The sequence below is a fragment of the Allobosea sp. genome (assembly GCF_030694325.1).
Classification (GTDB): domain Bacteria; phylum Pseudomonadota; class Alphaproteobacteria; order Rhizobiales; family Beijerinckiaceae; genus Allobosea.
This window is the reverse complement of sequence record NZ_JAUXYO010000302.1, coordinates 1-17,380: the sequence shown is the minus strand read 5'-3', so window position 1 is coordinate 17,380 and position 17,380 is coordinate 1. Positions and strand designations below refer to the sequence as shown.

The following is a 17,380-nucleotide window of genomic DNA, read 5'->3' as shown; positions in this document are numbered from 1 at the left end:
ACGGGCGACACGACATGACCACCGGCCTCCTCATCGTCCAGATCCTGAACGGCCTCCAGCTCGGCATCCTGCTGTTCCTGGTCGCCGCCGGGCTGACGCTCGTCTTCGGCGTGATGGACTTCATCAACCTGGCGCATGGCGTGCAGTACATGCTCGGCGCCTATCTCGCCGTGACCTTCGTCGGCATCACCGGCAGCTTCGTGCTCGGGCTCGTGCTGGCGCTCGCCTGCGCGCTGGTGATCGGGCTGGCGCTCGAGTTCCTGGTCTTTCGACATCTCTACGCGCGAGACCATCTCGACCAGGTGCTGGCGACCTTCGGTCTGATCCTGCTGCTGAACCAGGGTGTGAAGATGCTCTGGGGCGCGGCGCCGCTCTCGGTTCCGGTCCCGGCCTTCCTGTCGGGCAATGTCGCGCTGCTCGACGGTATCCTCTACCCGACCTACCGCTTCGCGCTAATCGGTTCCGGCCTCGCCGTCGGTGCTCTGCTGTGGTTCGTCGTCGAGAAGACGCGCACGGGCATGCTGCTGCGGGCCGGCGCCTCGAATGCGCCCATGGTTTCAGCGCTCGGCGTCGACATCAACAAGCTGTTCATGATCGTCTTCGCCTTCGGCACGATGCTGGCGGCCTTCGCCGGCGCGATGGCGGCGCCGATCCTCTCGGTCGAGCCCGGCATGGGTGACAACATCCTGATCCTCGCCTTCGTCGTGATCGTCGTCGGCGGCATCGGCTCGATCCGAGGCGCCTTCGTCGGGGCACTGATCGTCGGCCTCGTCGACACGCTCGGCCGCTCCTTCATGAACGACCTGCTGCGGTTGTTCATGAGCGCCCCTTCGGCCCGGGCAGCGGGTGCCGCGCTGTCCTCGATGCTGATCTATCTCGTCATGGCGATCGTGCTGTTCGTCCGGCCCGAGGGATTGCTGCCCTCGAAGGGCAGGGCATGAGCGAGGCGACCACGACAGTGCCCGCGCCAACCGCACGGGCGATACCCCTGCCAGCGCGGCGCGTGCTGCTGGTTCCGGTCCTGCTCTTCGGCCTGCTGGCGCTGCTGCCGCTCGCGGTCTCTCTCGGCCTGCCCTCGCACTGGCTGACGCTGGTGACGCGGGCGATGATCTTCGCCATCGCGGCGCTCTCGCTCGATCTCATCCTCGGCGTCGGCGGGCTGGTCTCGTTCGGCCATGCCGCCTTCGTCGGAATCGGCGCCTATGCGACCGGCATCATGATCACGGAGGGGCTGGCGGAGACGCTGCTGATCCTGCCCGTGGTGCTGGCGGTGTGCGGTCTCTTCGGGCTGGTCACGGGCTATGTCTCGCTGCGCACGCGCGGCGTCACCTTCATCATGATCACGCTCGCCTTCGGGCAGATGGTCTATTTCCTGGCGCAGGCGCTTTCGGCCTATGGCGGCGACGACGGGCTGACGCTCTATCAGCGCAGCACGCTGCTGGGCTTCGACGCCTTCGGCAACCGCATCGGCTTCTTCTATGTCGTGCTCGGCGTGCTTCTGGCGTGCTACCTCCTCGTCCGCGTGATCGTCGCCTCGCGCTTCGGTCGCGTGCTGAGGGCTGCGCGCGAGAACGCCACGCGCGTCTCCGTCACCGGGTTCCAGGTCTCGCAAGTGCGGCTCGTCGCCTATGTGATCAGCGGGCTGATCGCGGGGCTTTCCGGATTCCTGCTCGCCAACCAGACGGAGTTCGTCAGCCCGGCCTTCATGTCCTGGCCGCGCTCGGGCGAGCTCATCTTCATGGTCGTGCTCGGCGGCGTCGGCTCGCTGCACGGCGCCATCATCGGGGCGCTCGCCTTCCTCTTCGCCGAGGACGTCCTCGCTGGTTGGACCGAGCACTGGAAGGCCATCTTCGGGCCGATGATCGTGCTCTTCGTGCTGTTCACCCGCGGCGGGATCGTCGGGCTGATGCGCAAGCTCGGGGCCGGACGCGATGACTGAGCCCGTGCTCGTTCTTTCCGGCGTCCAGAAGGCGTTTGGCGCCCTCAAGGTGACCGACGGCGTCAGCCTGTCGGTCGCGCCTGGGCAACTCCACGCCCTGATCGGCCCGAATGGAGCGGGCAAGACGACACTGGTCCACCAGATCTCCGGCATGCTGCGGCCCGATACCGGGAGCATCCGCTTCCGAGGGCAGGACATCACCGGTCTCTCGCCGGAACGACGGGCACGAGCAGGCCTCGCCCGGACCTTCCAGATCACCTCGACGATCCCGTCTCTCTCGGTGCTGGAAAATGTTGCGCTCGGGGCGCAGGCCCGGGCGGCCCATCCGCTGGCGCTGTTTCGGAACGCAGCCCGGGACGAGGCCCTGAATGCGCCGGCCTGGGCGGCGCTCGAGGCCGTCGGCCTTACCGAACGCGCCCATGTCCTGGCCGGGCGGCTGTCGCATGGCGAGAAGCGCGCGCTCGAGATCGCGATGGCGCTGACGCTGGAACCGGCCGCGATCCTGCTGGACGAGCCGCTCGCCGGCGTCGGCCGCGAGGAGGGAGAGCGGCTGATCGCGCTGCTCGCCAGCCTGAAGGGCCGCTATGCCATGCTGCTGGTCGAGCATGACATGGAGGCGGTGTTCGCGCTCGCCGACAGCGTCAGCGTGCTGGTCTATGGCCGCGTTATCGCCTCGGGCGATCCCGCCACGGTGCGGGCCGACCCGGCGGTGCGCGAAGCCTATCTCGGCGAGGAGGGGTAGGATGCTCGTCGTCGAGGGGCTCGATGCCGGCTATGGCGAGGCTCAGATCCTGTTCGGGGTCGATCTTGCGATCGGCGAAGGCGAGGTGGTGACACTGCTCGGCCGCAACGGTATGGGCAAGACCACGACCATTCGCGCGATCATGGGGCTGATCCCGCCGAAATCCGGCCGCGTCAGCGTCGGTGGGCGCGATCTCACGGGTGCGCCCGCGTTCCGGATCGCGCAGGCCGGCATCGGCCTGGTGCCCGAGGGGCGCATGATCTTCCCGACGCTCTCCGTCGAGGAGAACCTGATCGCGACCGCCGCCAGCCGCTTCGGCAAGGCCCGCTGGGACATCGAGCGGATCTACGCCTTCTTCCCGCGCCTGAAGGAGCGCCGTGCCAACCGCGGCAACCAGCTCTCAGGCGGCGAGCAGCAGATGCTCGCCATCGGCCGGGCGCTGATGACCAATCCCCGCCTGATCATCCTCGACGAGGCGACGGAGGGGCTGGCGCCGATCATCCGCCAGGAGATCTGGGCCTGCCTTTCGGCGCTGAAGGCCGAGGGCGAGTCGATCCTGGTGATCGACAAGAACGTCGATGCGCTGGCCAAGATCGCCGACCGCCATGTCGTCCTGGAGAAGGGGCGCGTCGTCTGGCGCGGCAGCAGCGACGATCTGCGCAGCGACAGCGCGGTCAAGGACCGCTTCCTGCATTTCTGACGAGCGAGGATATCTGCCATGAAGCCACTGACCGCCGGCGTCACCCGGGCCAATGAGGGGCTCGATGCGATCTCCTGGAACATCCTCGGCCAGACCTATGTGCCGAAGTCGCTCAGCGAGGACTCCTTTTCCTGGCACGCCACCTTCCCGCCCGGCACCTTCGTGCCGCCCCACATCCACACCACGCAGGACGAGTTCATCTACATGCTGGAGGGACGGCTCGACCTCGTCCTCGACGGGGCCGAGAGCCATGCCCTGCCCGGCGACCTGATCCGCCTGCCGCGCAATGTGCCCCACGGTCTCTTCAACAAGAGCGATGCCCCCGTGAAGTGCCTGTTCTGGGTGGCCCCGACGGGGCGCCTCTACGATCTGTTCTGGGGCATCCACTCGATGGCCGAGCAGAATCCGGCCGATGTCGTGGCGCTCTCGGCCAAGCACGAGGTCGACTTCCTGCCGCCGCCCCCCGACGGCGCCTGACGCCTGCCGGGTAAGGTTAAGCGCGGGTAAAGGCTGCGCGGGCGGCCCTTTTGCGGCAACTTCAATGGCAGGAGCCTTCGATCCTTTCGGAGGCCTTTTGCGGGAGTCTGCCGATGATCGCCGATCGCCGCCTCCAGACGCGCGACCGCCTGCACCAGCCGGCTCGACTCGTGTTCAACGGCGAGCAGTCCGTGCTGGCCTGCACCGTGCGCAATCATTCGCAGACCGGCGCGATGATCCGGATGGCGGACTGGATCGAGCTGCCGGACACTTTCGAACTCGACATCCCAGCGGGAGACCGGCGTCGCGTCCGGCAGTGCTGGCGGCGCGGCGACGATGTCGGCGTCGCCTTCCTGACCCTCGAAGAGGCCACCCCCTCCCCCGTCGTCTCGCTGGCCGAGGCGCGAGCCCGGCGGGCTGGCGTCCGGGATGCGGACTGAGCCCGTTCTTTCGCGCATCCGGGCGACGGATCGTTAAACACTTAACGTTTCGGTTGCTGCGCGGCACCCGCACCTCTGGCATGGTCTCATCGAGGCGGCAGGGGGCCGCCTGCTGAAGACTGCCGGGATCGAGCCATGACCACGGAGCGGCGCCAGACGCCACGGTTGCGCTCTCTTCTGGGCGCGCGAGCGCGCTACAACCAGAAGCGTGCGACCTTGGATTGCGTCGTTCGCAACATCTCGGATGGGGGCGCCCTCATCGTGGTGCCGGACACGGTGCTCCTGCCCTCCGATTTTGAGCTCGAGATCGCCCAGCGCCAGTGCTGCTACCGTGCCCATGTCCGTTGGCGGACGGGCACGCGCATCGGCGTCTCCTTCGAGGCCGAGAGGGTTCCGGAGACCGCAAACCCTACGGAAACCGATGTCGCGATGCGGCTGCGCATGGCCGAGCGGGACAATGCCCGCATGAAGAGCCGCATCCAGCAGCTGACCGAGGCCGGCTAAGCCGGTCACGCCCGCCGGGCAAGCTGCTCCTGCGAGAACCCGGCCTTGCCGGCATAGGACTTCACGATCGCCTCGCGCTTGGCATAGCTCAGGACGCGCTCGACATCGTCGAAGCCGTTCGGCGCCAGCTGCTCGACGGCGTCGATGACGCGCTCGGGCCCGCCCTTGCGGTTCAGCGCCACGATCTCCGCCGTCGCCGGCAGGCGCTGTGCCTCATAGGCTGCAAGCGCGTGGCGCGGATGCTCGGAACGGACCAGCGTATCGGCCAGGCAGCGCGCGTCGAGGATCGCCTGGGACGCCCCGTTCGAGCCGACCGGATACATCGGGTGGGCGGCGTCGCCGAGCAGCGTGACGCGGCCATGGGTCCAGCGCGGCAACGGGTCCCGGTCGCACATCGGGTAGTCCCAGAAGCCGGGGCTGGCCTGGATCAGCCCGAGAATGTCCACGCCGGGCACGGTGAAGCGGCGCGCGAAGGGCAGCACGTCCTCGAGCCGGCCCGGCTTCGACCAGGCCTCCTTCGGCGGCGGCCTGGCGGGATCGCCGGTGCGGATGTTGACGACCCAGTTGGTGAGCCGGGTTTGGGCCGTCTTTCCCTTGGCGATCGGGTAGAGCACCAGCTTGCCGGCCATGCCGCCGGCGACGATCATGCTTTCCCCATCGAGGAAGACCGGCCAGTCGCAGGCGCCGCGCCACATCTGGACGCCGTTCCAACGCGGCGCCCCCTGGTCGGGGAAGTAATGGGCGCGCACCATCGAATGGATGCCATCGGCCGCGACGAGGATATCGCCGCGCGCGGTCTCGCCCGTCTCGCCCCGGCGCGAATCGGCGAAATGAGCGGTGACGCCGCCCTCGTCCTGGATGAAGCCCTGCAGCCGGCGGCCGGTCCGGACCGCGCCCTCGCCCAGCCGCGCCACGACGGCGTCGCGGATCACGGCCTGAAGGCGACCGCGGTGGATCGAGAACTGAGGCGTCGGCGCGCCCGCATGCAGGCCGCGCGGCTCGCGCCAGACCGTCTGGCCGAAGCGGTTCATGTAGACCAGTTCGCGGGTGCGGATCGCAACGGCGTCGAGCGCCGGCAGCAGGCCGAGATCCGCCAGTTCGCGGATGGCATGAGGCAGCGTGTTGATGCCGACGCCGACCTCGCGGATTTCGCTGGCCTGTTCGTAAACGGTCGCGCCGATGCCGCGCGCGTGCAGCATCAGCGCGAGCGTCAGGCCGCCGATGCCGCCTCCGACGATGATGACCTTCATGCCGCTTCCCCAGCCCTCAATTATTTCAAGCTTGAAATAACAGCCGCAGCCTTGTCAATTGCGCTCGATCGGGCCTCCCTTTGGTTGAGATGCGGCTTCGATTCGCGGAACGAACGCGATTTCTGTGCGTATCTAGCGGCGCGGGCATCGCCTTTCGCCGATGGTCGTGGCAACTGCCCCAGCCGCATCGTGTGGCCTGCGGCTTTCGCGCCGTGTTTTCGGACGGGTCTGCCGACCCTTCGCGTCGCGTGATGCCCCACAACGCTCCCCATGGAGGATTTCATGACCAAGAACGAACTGATCGCCGCCATCGCCGATGAGACCGGCAAGTCGAAGGCGGACGTCTCCGCCATCCTCGCCTCGCTGGGCACCGTCGTCGCGAAGACGCTGAAGGCTGGCGACGACATCACGCTCGGCGGCGTCGGCAAGCTGTCGGCCGCCAAGCGCGAAGCCCGCGAGGCCCGCAACCCCTCGACCGGCGCCACCATCAAGGTCCCGGCCAAGACGGTGGTGAAGTTCAAGGTCACCAAGGATCTCGCCGAAGCCGTGGCGTGATCCCCCCAGCCCTGCCGTCGTTCCGCGCCGCTCATCGGTCGGGACCACGGCGGGGTCCGGCTTGACCGCGGCGCGGGGCGCGCCAGAGTAGCGCCATGTTCCTGCGACTCTTCACCGACCTGCGGACCGCGAAGGTCCCCGTGACGCTGCGCGAATATCTCGCACTGCTCGAGGGCGTCGAGGCCGATCTGGCCGAGCACCGGGTCGAGGATTTCTATCATCTCGCCCGCTGCTGCCTGGTGAAGGACGAACGCCATCTCGATCGGTTCGACCAGGTCTTTGGACAGGTCTTCAAGGGCCTGGAGACGCTGGGCCAGGCGGTCGAGCAGCAGGCCATCCCCGACGAGTGGCTGCACAAGCTGGCCGAGAAATACCTGACCGAGGCCGAGAAGGCGCAGATCGAGGCGCTCGGCTGGGACAAGCTCTTCGAGACGCTGAAACAGCGCCTCGCCGAACAGAAGGGCCGCCACCAGGGTGGCTCGAAATGGATCGGCACGGCCGGCACCTCGCCTTACGGCGCCTATGGCTACAACCCCGAGGGCGTCCGCATCGGGCAGGACGGCAACCGCAATTTCCGGGCGGTGAAGGTCTGGGACAAGCGCGAGTTCAAGGATTTCGACGACACGCGCGAGCTCGGCGTGCGCAACCTGCGCATCGCGCTGCGCCGCTTACGCAAATTCGCCCGCACGGGAGCGGCCGAGGAACTCGATCTCGATTCGACGATCAGCGAGACGGCGCGCCATGGCTATCTCGACGTGAAGCTGCGGCCCGAGCGGCGCAACGCGGTCAAGGTCCTGCTCTTTCTCGATGTCGGCGGTTCGATGGACTGGCATGTCGAGCTGGCCGAGGAGCTGTTCTCTGCCGCCCGTGCCGAGTTCAAGCATTTCGAGCATTTCTACTTCCACAACTGCCCCTATGAGCGGGTCTGGCGCGAGAACCGGCGTCGGCACGACCAGACGATCCCGACTTTCGAGCTGCTGCGGACCTATCCGGCCGATTACCGCGTCGTCTTCGTCGGCGACGCCTCGATGAGCCCCTATGAGATCGCGATGCCGGGTGGTTCGGTGGAGCACTGGAACGAGGAGGCAGGGGCGGTCTGGATGGAGCGGATCACCGGGCGTTTCCCGAAATCGGTCTGGCTCAATCCCGTCCAGCAGCACCTGTGGAGCTACACCCAGTCGATCCGGCAGATCGGCTCGCTGATGGGTGGGCGGATGTTTCCGCTGACTCTGGACGGGCTCGATGCCGCGATGAAGGTGCTGGCGCGCTGAGACCACGCCATGGCGGGTCGTGGCGCAGCTCTTGCTCCGCGGCTCTTGGACTGCGCCGCCCATTCCGGTCCGGCGATGCGAGCGCGAGCGAAATCCCATGTTCCTGCTGACCGTCGCCACGATCTGGGCTCTGGCTGCGATAACGCCCGGCCCCAACTTCCTCTTCGTGGTTCGCGCCGCGCTGACCGGCTCGCGGAGGATCGTCCTCAGCGCCATTCTCGGCACGATTGCCGGCACGGCCTGCTGGGGCCTCGCGGGCTGGCTGGGTATCGGCCTGCTCTTCCGCGCGGCACCGGCGGCGTATCTCGTCCTCAAGATCGCCGGCGGGATCTATCTGATCGTGCTCGGCCTGCGCATGGTCTGGCCGAAAGCGCACCCCATCGGCGCCTCCGATGATGCGGACGGCCAGACGAGCCTCACCCCCGCAAAGGCTTTCCGGACCGGACTTGTCGCCAATCTGGCCAACCCCAAATCGGCCATCTTCGTCTCGAGCCTCTTTGCCGCCACGCTGCCGCCCGCAGCCTCCTGGCACTATGGCGCCTCGGCCGTGGTCACCATGGTGGCGATTTCCGGGATCTGGTACGCCGTCGTGGCGCTGGCGCTGTCACAGGCGCCGGTGCTGCGGGCCTATCGTCGGATGCGCCGCGGGCTGGACCGCGCCACCGGCGTCATCTTCGTCGGCTTCGGCGGAAAGCTCGCCTTCACGCCGTCCTGACAAGCCGCGGCCGACCGGCTATGGCAGCGATCATGAACATCACCGCCGAAGACGACGACACCCCTGCCCCATCCTGGCGCCAGCGCGCGAGACCCGTGGGTTTCGAGATCACCTACCGGCTGGAGGGCGACACGCTGGTCGTCGACTCGACCCGCAAGGTGGATCGCGTGAGGCTTTCCGCGGTCGAACAGGTCCGGTTCGTCTATGCGCCGAGCAATCTCAGCTCGAAGGGCTTCAAGACGCAGCTGCGCCTGTCGGACGGCAGGACCATCACCTTCGGCAATCTGTCCTGGCGCTCGCTCACCGACATGGACCGCGACGATGCCGGCTACCACGCCTTCGTCGGCGCGCTCGCGGCTGCGATCGCACGGGCCAATCCACGTGTGCGCTTCGTCGCCGGCAAGCCGCCGCTGCTGTGGGGGGCGCTGGCGACGGTCAGCACCCTGTCCCTGCTGATGCTCGCCTTCTTCACCGGCCGCGCGCTGCTGCAGGGCGCCTATTCGACCGCCCTGCTCGGCCTGCTGCTGGCTGCGGCGTCCTATTGGCAGGTCATGCCCATGGTGACGCTCAACAAGCCGCGGCAGCTCGCGCCCGGCGAGGTGCCGGACGACCTCGTGCCCGGCCGGCGCGCCTGACGGCTCTCAGCGGACCACGAGCACCGAGCATTTGGCCCGTCTCACGATCGACGAGGCGTTGGAGCCGATGACATAGGCCAGAATGCCGGGCTCATGCGAACCGATCACGACGAGATCGGCGCCGCTCGCATCGGCCTCGGCCAAAACCTCGCCATGCACCGAGCCGGTCAGCACCTTGGCCGACACCTGCGCCTCGGGCAGGTCGATCTTGGCGGCGATGGCGGCGAGCTTCGCCTCGGCATCCTCCTGCTGCTCGGCATCAAACCCCGCCGGCACGAACTCCATATAGGTCACCGGCACGAGCGAGCGGACATAGACCAGCCTGACGGCGCCACCCGACGCCTTGGCGAAGGAGGTCGCGGCCGCGATGGCGGGCTCGGCCATCTCCGGCTCGGCGATGTCGACGGGAACCAGGATCGACTTGTACATTTCACTCTCCTGCCTGCTGCGGAGGCCATCCTTAGGGTGTCTTCGGGGATCTGTGCGATGATCCAGCGCAAAGGTTCGCCTCGGACTCTACCCTCTTTGCGGCGCTGGCGCGCCATGCACGCAACCAAGCTACCCAAGGTCGTCCGGCAGTTCTAGAAGAGACAGCCCGCGGGGATCGGCCCCGCGCTGCCGCGGCGATCTCCTCCGCCTTTGCCGAACGGGCCCTGCGATGTCCGACACCGCCTCCGGGCCGCGCCGCCCCGCCGCCTTCCTGAGATCGCCCGCCGTCTTCCTGATGACGCTGGCCTTCATCAACTGGCTCGGCTTCGCCAGCTGGAGCGCGCTGCTGAACAACTTCGCCAAGGAGGCAGCCGGCTTCTCCGGCGCCGATATCGGCATATTGCAGTCGGTCCGCGAGATTCCGGGCTTCCTCGCCTTTACAGCGATCATCCTGTTCTGGTTCATGCGCGAGCAGATGCTCGCCTATATCAGCCTCGTGACGCTGGGCATCGGCGTCGCGGTCACCGGCTACCATCCCACGCTCGGCGGGCTGCTGCTGACGACGACGATCATGTCGATCGGCTTCCACTATTACGAGACGGCGCAGCAGTCGCTGCAGCTCCAGCTGCTGCCGAAAAAGGAGGCGCCGCGCCTGCTCGGCCGCATTGCCGGAGCCTCGGCGACGGCACAGCTTCTGGCCTTCGGGTCGATCGCGGTGATCTGGCGTGTGTTCCAGCCGGGCTATGTCGTGGTCTTTCTCGTCGCCGGCGGGCTGGTCGTGGCGCTGGCGCTGCTGGCCTGGCTGGTGTTTCCGCGGTTCGAGGGCGACGTGCCGCAGAACAAGGGCTTCGTGCTGCGCAGACGCTACTGGCTCTACTACGCGCTGACCTTCATGTCGGGCGCGCGGCGTCAGATCTTCATGGCCTTCGGCGGTTTCCTGCTGGTCGAGCGCTTCGGCTACGACGTCTCGGCGACTGCGATGCTGCTGCTCGCGACCTATGGCATCAACACCTTCATGGGTCCTGCCCTGGGGCATCTCGTCGGCCGCGTCGGCGAGCGCGCTACGATCCAGCTCGAGAATGTCTCGCTGGTCGTCGTCTTCCTGGGTTATGCACTGGCCAGCCACGGCCATTTCGCCGGCTGGGGCGTCTTCGTCGCGGGCGCGCTCTTCATCGTCGACGGGGTGTTCTTCACGCTCACCCTGGCGCAGCGCACCTATTTCCAGAAGATCGCCGACCCGGCCGACATCGCACCGACCTCGGCGGTCGCCTTCACCATCAACCACATCGCGGCCGTGTTCCTGCCGGTGACCTTCGGCCTGATCTGGCTGCGTGACCCGGCGATCGTGTTCTATATCGGCTCGGGCGTGGCGATCGTCTCGCTGAGCCTGGCGTTCCTCGTTCCGCGGCATCCGGCTCCGGGGGCGGAAACGACCCTGTCCCCCGCCCTGCCCGCCGCAGCAGAGTGACGGCGGCCGGACCGGGCGCCCGCCCTCAGCCCTGACGCGACGGCGTGCGGACCACGAGCCCGTCGAGATCGTCGCGCAGCTTGATCTGGCAGGAGAGGCGCGAGGTCGGCTTCACCTCGAAGGCGAAGTCCAGCATGTCCTCCTCCATCGGCTCGGGGCTGCCGGTCTTGGTGGCCCAGGCCTCGTCGACATAGACATGACAGGTCGCGCAGGCGCAGGCGCCGCCGCATTCGGCCTCGATGCCCGGAACGCCGTTGCGGATGGCGACTTCCATCACCGTGGCACCGGATTCGCCCTCGACCGTCCGGCTTTCTCCGTGCGCGTCGATGAAGGTGACCTGCGGCATCTCGAACTCCAGCATGCGAGGGGACGCGCACGCCTTAGAGCATTTCCAACCGGCGGGGGAAGCCCTTTCCGCGATCTGGCCCTGCGGCGGATCGGTGCGGGCGGACGCGACACTCAGGCGGCGCTGTCGAAGCGTCCGATGACCGCACGCGCCTCGGCGGCGGCCAAGGCGAGCGTGTCCATGGCCGCCTCGGTGCGGCGTGCATCCGCCTCCGCGATGCGCTGTTCGATGGCGTCCGCCGCCTCGGCGACCTGCCAGGCTCCGACCGCGCGTGCCGCCCCCTTGAGAGTGTGGGCGGCGTCCATCCGGGCGCGCGAATCCTCGGCCTGGTGGATCGTGCGCAGATGACGCACGCATTGCTGGGCGAAGAGAGCGAGAAGCTCTCGCTCGAGTTCGTGGTCGCCGCCGGTCTGGCGGGCGAGATGGGCGAGATCGATGGCGGTCTGGGGCATCAGAGGCTCGACAATGGCGGTTCCGCCGGTTCGCGGCGACGGGCCGCGCAAGCTTCAGAAAGCGCCGTCATGGTGAACGAGGCGTTAACGACGTTTGTGAATCGGCACGGCAAATGGGTTCCCAACGCTATGAGCGTCAACTACCCTTCCAATTGGTAAATGATGGGCGCAGTGTTTCTCCCCTTGCCGGACCAGAGGCGGTCCCTGGCCATGAGGTGAAACGCGATCAGGCGTTCCTCGAGTAGCGTGGCGAGGCGGCACAGCATGAATCGGCAAAAGAAGCTCCAGGATCCGACGGAAGCCGCGATGTCCGCGATCGAGGAGGCTCTCCGGCTCGACCAGCCGAAGACGGGCTCCGAGAGCGAGCCGGCCGCCGAGCCCAAGCTTCCCGCCACCACCGAGAACGACCTGAAGCTCGATCTGCCGCGCATCGAGCAGCCCGCGCCGCAGCCGGCTGCCGCAGCCGCGCCGCCGCCCCGGCCCGCGATCGCTCCCGACACAAGCCGGGTCGCCAATGACGACCGCCGCGATTCCACCTCGCTGGTCCAGGCCTTTTCGGTCCGGCCCTCCGCCAAGCCCTACTGGTTCGCCGCGCTGGCTTCGCTGACCTGGCTCGGCGGCGCCGCCTTCGTGCTCAACAACCGCTTCGGCGCCACCGAGGGTGGCGTGCCGGACCGTCTCGCGGCCTTCGGGGTCGGAGAATGGACGCTGCTGGCGCTGGCGATCGGCGCGCCCGTCGTGTTCTTCTTCGTGCTGGCGGCGCTCTATCGCCGCACGCAGGAGATGCGCCTGGTCTCGCGGGCGATGACCGAGGTCGCCTTGCGACTGGCCGAGCCCGAGGTCGTCGGGGCCGATTCCGTGCTCTCGCTGAGCCAGACCATCCGCCGCGAGGTCGCGGCGATGGGGGATGGCATCGAACGGGCCGTCGCCCGTGCCGGCGAGCTGGAGACGATCGTGCGCGGTGAAATCGCCACGCTCGAGCGTGCCTATGCCGACAACGAAATCCGCCTGCGGGCCCTGATCGACGAACTCGTGACGCAGCGCGAGGCTGTCGTCGGCAATGCCGAGCGGGTCAAGTTCGCGATCAGCGGCGCCCATGAGAACCTGTCCAAGGACCTCGACAACGCCAGCCGCACCATCGCCGAGGCTGTCGCCCAGGCCGGCGACCGGGTCACCGGCTCGCTCGGCGAGAAGGGTGACCAGATCACGCTCGCGCTGGGCCGAGCCGGCGAACGCATGATCGATGAGATCAGCGGCCGCGGCAGCGACCTTGTAGAACGCCTGCAGGTCACCTCCGGCGAGGTCAGTGAAAGGCTGTCGGGCGCCAGCGACAGCCTCTCCACCCTGCTGGACGGCCGCGCGCGCGATATCGCTTCCTCGCTGGAGCGCACCGGCGCCGCCCTCGCCGAAGGCCTCGCCACGGGAGCGCATGACGTTACCCGCGCCATCAGCGAGACCGGTGCGCAGGTGGTCGACACGCTGACCGCCCGCGTCGACACCGTGAACCAGACGCTGCGTGCGACCGGCGAAACGCTGGCGCAGGACATCGCCGCCCGCGGGACCGAGGCGGCCGAGCGCTTCGAGACGAGCAGCCGCGGCATGGTGGCGCTGATCGACGAGCAGAGCGAGGCGCTGCGGGTGCGGCTGGCCGAGACCGGAGAGAGCCTGCGGGCTTCGCTCGCGGAGGAAGGCGACAGCGTCACGACCCGCCTCGCCGAGGTCGGCCGCGGCGTGAACGGCCTGCTGGCCCGCCAGAACGAGCTGATCGCCTCGCGCCTTCTCGAGGTCGGCGAGAGCGTCAACACGCTGATCGGCTCGCAGAGCGAAAGCCTGGTGACACGACTGAACGATACGGCCCGCACGGTCGACGACATCCTGCGCGAGCGCAGCGACGCCATCATCCTGCGTGTCGACGAGGCCGGCCAGTCGCTCGGCGACACGGTCGGACGTCGCGGCGAGGAACTGGCGACGCGTGTCGCCTCGGTGACGGACGGCCTGCAGAGCGTGATCGACGAGCGCGGCGGCCAGCTCGTGACGCGGCTGTCGGACACCGGCGAGACGGTTCAGGCGATGCTCGGCCGGCAGGCCGAGAACCTGGTGTCCCAGGTGTCGGGCACCGGCACGAGCGTGGCGAAGCTCTTGGAAGATCAGAGCGAAGCCCTGGTTGCCCGGGTCTCCGGGACGGGGTCGGACGTTGCCAAGCTTCTGGAACAGCAAAGCGAAACCGTGGTCGCACGTGTCTCCGGCACGGGCGCCGATGTCGCCAGGCTTCTCGAGGAGCAGAGCGAGACCGTGGTCGCTCGCGTCTCCGGCACGGGCGCGGATGTCGCTAAGCTGCTCGAAGAGCAGAGCGAGACCCTCGTCTCCCGCGTGTCCGGCACGGGCACGAACGTCGCCAGCCTGCTGGCGGGCCAGAGCGAGACGCTGGTGTCGCGCGTATCCGGTGCGGGCGCCGAGGTCGCCAAACTGCTCGACAACCAGAGCGAAGCCCTCGTCATGCGCCTCGGAGAGGCCGGCGAGCAGGTCAACGCGCTGATCGGCCTGCAGAGCGATGCGCTGGCCGGCAGCCTGTCCGAGACCGGCACGCGGGTCGGCGCGCTGCTCGACGAGCAGGCCGCCGCCTTGACGGTGAAGCTCTCGCAGGCCGGGCTCGAGGTGAAGGACCTGCTCGGCAATGAAAGCCAGGCGCTGGTGACGCGCGTCGCCGATGTCGGCCGCTCGGTCCACAGCGTGCTGGCCGAGCGCAGCGGCGCCCTGATCGCGCGTCTGGCGGAGACCGGCGACAGCCTCGACCAGCGGCTCGACGAGCGCGGCACAGCCCTGGCCGCGCGCCTCACGGAGGCCGCCGAGACCGCGCAGGGCGCCCTCGACCGGCAGCAGAGAGGCTTCCTGCTGCGGCTGACGGAAGCCGGCGAGCAGGTCGGCACGCTGCTCGGCGACCAGCGCGAGAGCCTGCTGCGCGATCTGGTCAGCGCTGGCCACGAGGTCCATACGCTGCTCGGCGAGCAGAGCGAGGAGCTGGCGCGCCGCATGGGCGATGCCACCCGCGCCCTGACCGAAACCATCAATGTCGACGGTCGCGACGTCGCCGACCGCGTCACCGAGGCGACGCGCGGGCTGCGCGAGACCTTCACCGTCCATGCCGAAGAGGCCCGCACGCTGCTGGCCGGCACCGGCAAGGAGATCGTGCTGGCGCTGACGCAGCAGGGTGGCCGCGTCAACGAGGCCCTGTCGGCCAATGCGGAATCGATGCTGCGCTCGGTCGAGAGCCGCGCCCAGGCGCTGACGGAGGCCCTGGCGGGCCGCCACGACGCGCTGACCCGCCTGTTCGACGAGCAGGGCCGCGAAATCGAGACGACGATGGGCGCGCGCCTCAGCGCCTTCGCCAGGCTCTTCGAGACCGAGGGTCGGCAGGTCGAAGCCGCGCTCGGCGACAGGCTGGCGGCGTTCGAGGACGTCATCGTCCACAAGGGTGGAGAACTCACGGGTCGCCTCTCCGACGATACGCGCGCGCTGACGCTCGCGGTCACCAGCGGCATCGAAGGCGTCGAGAAGCTGATCGGGCAGGACGGCATGGCCTTGGCCGACCGGGTCGGAACGCGCGCCGCCGAGGCGGCGGCGATCCTGGCCGAGCGGACCCGCGAAGCCACCGATGCGATGGAAAGCCAGATCAAGCTGTTCGAGGAGCGCTCGGGCGCCAAGAGCGCCGAGATCGCCACCTCGCTCGACAGCCTGATCGCACGCATCGACGGGAATCTCGGCTCTCGTGCGACGGCACTGAACGAGGCGCTCGTCGAGCGCACCGTCGACATCGCCCGCGTCCTGGCGGAGGGTGGCCGCGAGGTCACCCGCGCGCTCGCCGCCAAGGCGGACGAGATCGGCGAGGTCGTGACCTCGAAGAGCGAGTCGCTCACGCGCACGCTCAGCGAGAAGGCCGACACGATCAACGCCACACTCGGCGGGCGGGCACTCCAGATCGCCGACACGCTCGACCGCAGCGTCGCGCGCTTCGAGGAGCGCGTCGTCAATCGTCTCGACACGGTGTCGGGCACGCTCGATACGCGCGGTCAGCAGATCGCGGAGACACTTCAATCCAAGTCGGACGCGATCTCGGCTTCGCTCGGCGAGCGCGCCGAGGAACTGCGCGTGCTGTTCGACGACAAGGGCGGCGGCATGGTCGCGGCGCTGGGCCAGCGTGGCGAGTCGATCGCCAACGAGGTCGCCAATATCGGCGAAACGGTCGTGCGCGCCATCGAAACCCGTGGCTCCTCGATCATCGAGGGCCTGCGCGAGCGCGGCACCGCGATCACGACGGCGCTCGACAGCTCGTCGAGCGCACTGCGCGACACGCTGGAGAACGGCACCCGCCAGTCGGTGGAAGCGCTGGTCGCGACCAACGAGCAGCTTCGCGGCGAGCTCGGCGGCATGCTCGGGCGCCTCGGCGAGGCCAACAAGCTGATGCAGCAGATCGTCAACGGCGCGAACAAGAACCTCGCCGCCGTCGAGGGCGGGCTGTCGGCCCGCGTCGGCGACCTGCAGAGCGTCATCTCGACCGTGATGGACGAGACCGGCAAGGCCTCGCAGCAGATCGCGACCCAGATCGGCGAGCTGAAGGCTTTCTCCGAGGGCACGCTGCGGGAGACGGCCGTGCTGATCGGCCAGCTCGACGACAAGGGGCATGCGCTCGGCGAGGTCACCCAGACGAGCGCTGCTGCCCTTCATTCGGTCACGAGCCGCCTGGAGCAGGTCGAGGCCCGCGTCGGCAAGGCGCTGGCCGATCGCAAGCAGTCGCTCGAGGAGTTGCACGGCCTGATCGCGACGCGGACGGACGACGTCGAATCGATCACGCGCTCCTTCGCCGCGCTGATGGACGAGTCGCTCAGCACGGCCGAAGGCCGCGCGCGCCAGATCGGCGCCGTCCTCAGCGACTCGGCCGAGACGACGACCGGCGCCATCGCCCAGCAGTTCGAGCTGATCCGGGCCGCGACCGGCAAGGAGCGCGACCGGACCGCCCAGGCGCTGCGCCAGGCTTATGAGCAGGTCACCGCCGAGGTCGGCGGCGAGCTCGCCAAGGTGACAGAGCGGTTCCAGGTCGCGGCGCAGGACATGCGCGGTGTTTCCGCCGAGATCCAGCGCGAGCTGGAGGAGACGCGGGCCGAGCTGAAGCGCGGCGTGCTCGACCTGCCGCGCGAGACGCAGGAATCGACCTCGGCCATGCGCCGCGTCGTCGCCGAGCAGATCAAGGCCCTGAACGAGCTGACGGAGATCGTCACCCGCTCCGGCCGCCGCAGCGACGTCGCGCTGCCGGTCGATGCCGGCCAGAGCCGTCGTTCGGCCCCCGCGGCCACCCTGCCCCGGCAGGAGCCGGCCTACACCACCGTGACGCAGGCCCGCCTGCCCGTGGCGGAGCCCCTGCTGCGGCCCTCGCTCGACGCGGCACCGGAGGCGGCCGAGCCC

17 protein-coding genes are annotated in these 17,380 nt (G+C 68.6%); 13 read left to right on the top strand and 4 right to left on the bottom strand.

Features of this window, described 5'->3' with window-relative positions:
* The first annotated feature begins 14 nt into the window (after nt 1-14).
* From Q8M82_RS19505 to Q8M82_RS19475, 7 genes are all read left to right on the top strand, one after another.
* The gene (locus tag Q8M82_RS19505) at nt 15-941 is read left to right on the top strand and encodes a branched-chain amino acid ABC transporter permease (RefSeq protein WP_305692956.1); all 927 of its coding nucleotides are present in this window, start codon (nt 15-17) and stop codon (nt 939-941) included.
* Nucleotides 938-1,939 (top strand): branched-chain amino acid ABC transporter permease, encoded by a 1,002-nt coding sequence (locus Q8M82_RS19500; RefSeq protein ID WP_305692955.1) that lies wholly within the window; start codon nt 938-940, stop codon nt 1,937-1,939. Before Q8M82_RS19505 ends, Q8M82_RS19500 begins: the two co-directional genes overlap by 4 nt.
* Entirely contained in the window at nt 1,932-2,681 is a 750-nt protein-coding gene (locus Q8M82_RS19495; protein ID WP_305692954.1) for an ABC transporter ATP-binding protein, read from the top strand. Before Q8M82_RS19500 ends, Q8M82_RS19495 begins: the two co-directional genes overlap by 8 nt.
* A gap of 1 nt (nt 2,682) precedes the next feature.
* The gene (locus tag Q8M82_RS19490) at nt 2,683-3,381 is read left to right on the top strand and encodes an ABC transporter ATP-binding protein (RefSeq protein ID WP_305692953.1); all 699 of its coding nucleotides are present in this window, start codon (nt 2,683-2,685) and stop codon (nt 3,379-3,381) included.
* An 18-nt stretch (nt 3,382-3,399) separates the two neighbouring features.
* On the top strand, nt 3,400-3,858 hold the full coding sequence (locus Q8M82_RS19485) for a cupin domain-containing protein (RefSeq protein ID WP_192642320.1): 459 nt from the start codon (nt 3,400-3,402) through the stop codon (nt 3,856-3,858).
* A 113-nt stretch (nt 3,859-3,971) separates the two neighbouring features.
* Nucleotides 3,972-4,298, top strand: coding sequence for a PilZ domain-containing protein (locus Q8M82_RS19480; RefSeq protein ID WP_305692952.1), 327 nt, complete (start codon nt 3,972-3,974; stop codon nt 4,296-4,298).
* A 135-nt stretch (nt 4,299-4,433) separates the two neighbouring features.
* Entirely contained in the window at nt 4,434-4,802 is a 369-nt protein-coding gene (locus Q8M82_RS19475) for a PilZ domain-containing protein (protein WP_305692951.1), read from the top strand.
* A gap of 5 nt (nt 4,803-4,807) precedes the next feature.
* Here Q8M82_RS19475 and Q8M82_RS19470 read toward each other — a convergent pair whose 3' ends face one another.
* On the bottom strand, nt 4,808-6,052 hold the full coding sequence (locus tag Q8M82_RS19470; protein WP_305692950.1) for a flavin-dependent oxidoreductase: 1,245 nt from the start codon (nt 6,050-6,052) through the stop codon (nt 4,808-4,810).
* Between the two features lie 282 nt (nt 6,053-6,334).
* On the opposite strand from Q8M82_RS19470, the gene Q8M82_RS19465 reads away from it, so the two are divergent.
* The 4 genes from Q8M82_RS19465 to Q8M82_RS19450 all read left to right on the top strand — a co-directional run bounded on the left by Q8M82_RS19465 (nt 6,335) and on the right by Q8M82_RS19450 (nt 9,228).
* Nucleotides 6,335-6,607 carry an HU family DNA-binding protein gene (locus Q8M82_RS19465; protein WP_305692949.1) on the top strand — a complete coding sequence of 91 codons (273 nt, stop codon included), beginning with the start codon at nt 6,335-6,337 and terminating at the stop codon, nt 6,605-6,607.
* A gap of 95 nt (nt 6,608-6,702) precedes the next feature.
* On the top strand, nt 6,703-7,878 hold the full coding sequence (locus Q8M82_RS19460) for a vWA domain-containing protein (protein WP_305692948.1): 1,176 nt from the start codon (nt 6,703-6,705) through the stop codon (nt 7,876-7,878).
* Nucleotides 7,879-7,975: 97 nt separating this feature from the next.
* The gene (locus Q8M82_RS19455; RefSeq protein WP_305692947.1) at nt 7,976-8,593 is read left to right on the top strand and encodes a LysE family translocator; all 618 of its coding nucleotides are present in this window, start codon (nt 7,976-7,978) and stop codon (nt 8,591-8,593) included.
* Between the two features lie 32 nt (nt 8,594-8,625).
* Nucleotides 8,626-9,228: a hypothetical protein gene (locus Q8M82_RS19450; protein WP_305692946.1), complete on the top strand. Its 603-nt coding sequence runs from the start codon at nt 8,626-8,628 to the stop codon at nt 9,226-9,228.
* Between the two features lie 6 nt (nt 9,229-9,234).
* On the opposite strand, the gene Q8M82_RS19445 is transcribed toward Q8M82_RS19450, so the two are convergent.
* On the bottom strand, nt 9,235-9,657 hold the full coding sequence (locus tag Q8M82_RS19445; protein ID WP_305692945.1) for a universal stress protein: 423 nt from the start codon (nt 9,655-9,657) through the stop codon (nt 9,235-9,237).
* A gap of 229 nt (nt 9,658-9,886) precedes the next feature.
* Between Q8M82_RS19445 and Q8M82_RS19440 the strand changes: the two genes are divergently transcribed.
* Nucleotides 9,887-11,125, top strand: a complete 1,239-nt coding sequence (locus tag Q8M82_RS19440) for an MFS transporter (protein ID WP_305692944.1) — start codon at nt 9,887-9,889, stop codon at nt 11,123-11,125.
* Between the two features lie 25 nt (nt 11,126-11,150).
* On the opposite strand, the gene Q8M82_RS19435 is transcribed toward Q8M82_RS19440, so the two are convergent.
* Together Q8M82_RS19435 and Q8M82_RS19430 are read right to left on the bottom strand one after the other, a co-directional pair.
* Nucleotides 11,151-11,471 (bottom strand): 2Fe-2S iron-sulfur cluster-binding protein, encoded by a 321-nt coding sequence (locus tag Q8M82_RS19435; RefSeq protein ID WP_305692943.1) that lies wholly within the window; start codon nt 11,469-11,471, stop codon nt 11,151-11,153.
* A gap of 113 nt (nt 11,472-11,584) precedes the next feature.
* Entirely contained in the window at nt 11,585-11,923 is a 339-nt protein-coding gene (locus Q8M82_RS19430) for an Hpt domain-containing protein (RefSeq protein WP_305692942.1), read from the bottom strand.
* Nucleotides 11,924-12,229: 306 nt separating this feature from the next.
* On the opposite strand from Q8M82_RS19430, the gene Q8M82_RS19425 reads away from it, so the two are divergent.
* Nucleotides 12,230-17,380, top strand: a 5,151-nt coding sequence (locus Q8M82_RS19425; protein WP_305692941.1) for an apolipoprotein A-IV repeat region-like domain-containing protein, incomplete at its 3' end; no start/stop codon positions are given.